Raw genomic sequence first — 1,895 nt, 5'->3', positions numbered from 1 at the left:
CCCGCCCGCGCCGGGTGCGCCCGCCGGGGCCGGGGTGTGCGGCGGCACCACGATCTGCTGGCCCGGCTGCGATTCCACGAAGTTGGCGGGCGCCTTGTCGGTGCTGCGGTCGGGGTCGAAGCCCAGCACCTTGCTGCGCGCCTTGCCCACCAGCAGGGTGCACTCGTTGTTCGCGCAGTCCCGGATGGCCAACAGGGTGGGCTTCAGCACGCCCGTGGGGGCCACGTTTTCCACCACCAGATAGTATTCGCGCGGGCCGGAGCCGAACAGCGGGGTAACCGTGCAGGTCACCAGCCAGTCGTTCACGCCGTCGCCGTTCCAGTCGGTGATGGCCGTGAGCGACACGGAAATCACGTCCATGCCCTGGCCCAGGGCAAAGCCCACCTTGCCGATGCGCACGTTGTCGTCCGGTGCCGCGGAATCCGCGAATGTTTCGCCCGCAAGGCCGTTGCGTGCCTCTGCCGAGCGAAAGCGCATGGACAGGCGGCGGTACAGTTCCTCGCCGTACGAGGCGGGGCGGTACTCGCGGTTGTCGCGGATGGCCGCCTCCATGTAGTTGCCCTCGGCATCAAGAAGGTTGCGGCGCACCATCTCGTCGCGCAGGTAGGCGGCATAGTTGCGGAACATGTCGGGCCGTACCACCTCCACCGGTTGCAGGGCGCAGCCGGAGGCCAGGACCAGCAACAACAGCGGGACAAGGACGGCAAGGCCGCGCAGGGCGGCGGAACGCTGGGCGGTAGGGCGGGTGCTGTGCATGGCAGGTGATGCCCGGCGGGCGGTTGGGGGTGTCCGGCGCGACCTGCGCCTTCCGGCTACTGTATCAGGCCGGCTACTGTTTCAGGATGGCCTTGATGGTGGCCTCGTCGGCGGCCTTGCGCGCCGCCTCTTGCGAGGCGGGCAGGATCTGCTCGCGCAGCAGCTTGTCAAGGAAGACGCGTGCCTCTTCGCCGGTGCGGACCACCGGCTGGCCGATGCCCCGGTATTCGTCCAGCGACAGCAGCCGGGCCTGCAACAGCCCCTTGGGCGCGGGATCTTCCACCACCAGCCAGTAGCCCAGGTAGAAGCCTTCGTCGTGCGGGGTCTTCTGGGTGAGCAGCGCCAACCAGTCGCGCACGCCATTGCCGTTCCAGTCCAGCGTGGCGAAGACCACCAGCGTGTTCACGAGGTCGGGCGAATGGACGTTGAGCGTGGTGCGGTCCAGCGCGCCGACGGTCCACTGCCTGGGCGAGGCGAAAGTGCGCCGCGTATCGTCGGTAAAGCCCAGCAGCAGCGAGGGGAACGAGCGCAGGTTCAGGCGCAGGGCCAGTTCCAGCCCGCACGATTCCGGCTGGTAGTCCTGCGGCACGATGTCGCCGGAAGGCTCGGCCCGGCCATCGGGCAGCACCACCAGCCCCGCGCGCTGGGCTGCGTCGGGGTTGCGCTGGGCGAAGGACGTCAGCAGAAAGCGGTCCAGCACCTGCACCGGCACGGGGCCGGGGTAGATGCGTTCCGGCTGGGGGCTGGCGTAGGGCTGGGCACCGTCGTCGGTGATGCGCGGCGCGCAGGCGGCCAGCGACATTGCCAGCAGCAGGGTGGCCAGCAGGCAGGGCAGACCGGCTGAGCCCGGCAGGCCGGAAAGTGGGAAAGGGGCGCGGAAACGGCGCGGTGTGGCGGTGCCTGCGCGCCTGGGGGTATGCTGGGCGGGCCGGGCCGGGATGCGGACGGGCATGGAATCCTCCGGATATGACCGCGTGGGGCAGTCGCACCCGCGTCTTATGACCGCCCCGTGCGACTGTCAACGGGCATTTGCAGGCCTGGCCGGAGCGCTTGGCGGTCGGTAGCAACCCAGCCGCGCGGCCCATCGCCCGCGCAGAACGATGCCGCCCCGCTCCGGCCCGTGACGGGCGGCAGGCGGG

2 protein-coding genes are annotated in these 1,895 nt (G+C 70.2%); both read right to left on the bottom strand.

The annotated features are described in order from the left end of the window. A partial coding sequence (locus tag FVW27_RS14495) for a hypothetical protein (protein WP_208294812.1) occupies window positions 1–756 on the bottom strand: 756 nt, incomplete at its 3' end. Window positions 757–829: 73 nt separating this feature from the next. Next, the gene (locus tag FVW27_RS14490; RefSeq protein WP_167126408.1) at window positions 830–1,708 is read right to left on the bottom strand and encodes a hypothetical protein; all 879 of its coding nucleotides are present in this window, start codon (window positions 1,706–1,708) and stop codon (window positions 830–832) included. Between the last annotated feature and the right edge of the window lie 187 nt (window positions 1,709–1,895).

The sequence above is a fragment of the Nitratidesulfovibrio liaohensis genome (assembly GCF_011682075.1).
GTDB lineage: Bacteria > Desulfobacterota > Desulfovibrionia > Desulfovibrionales > Desulfovibrionaceae > Cupidesulfovibrio > Cupidesulfovibrio liaohensis.
Note: the sequence above shows the minus strand (reverse complement) of the source record. Positions and strands in the feature narration are given on the sequence as shown.

Bases quoted from the DNA above. Each gene is read 5' to 3' on its own strand.
- FVW27_RS14490 (WP_167126408.1), bottom strand. From the start codon at position 1,708: ATGCCCGTCCGCATCCCGGCCCGGCCCGCCCAGCATACCCCCAGGCGC.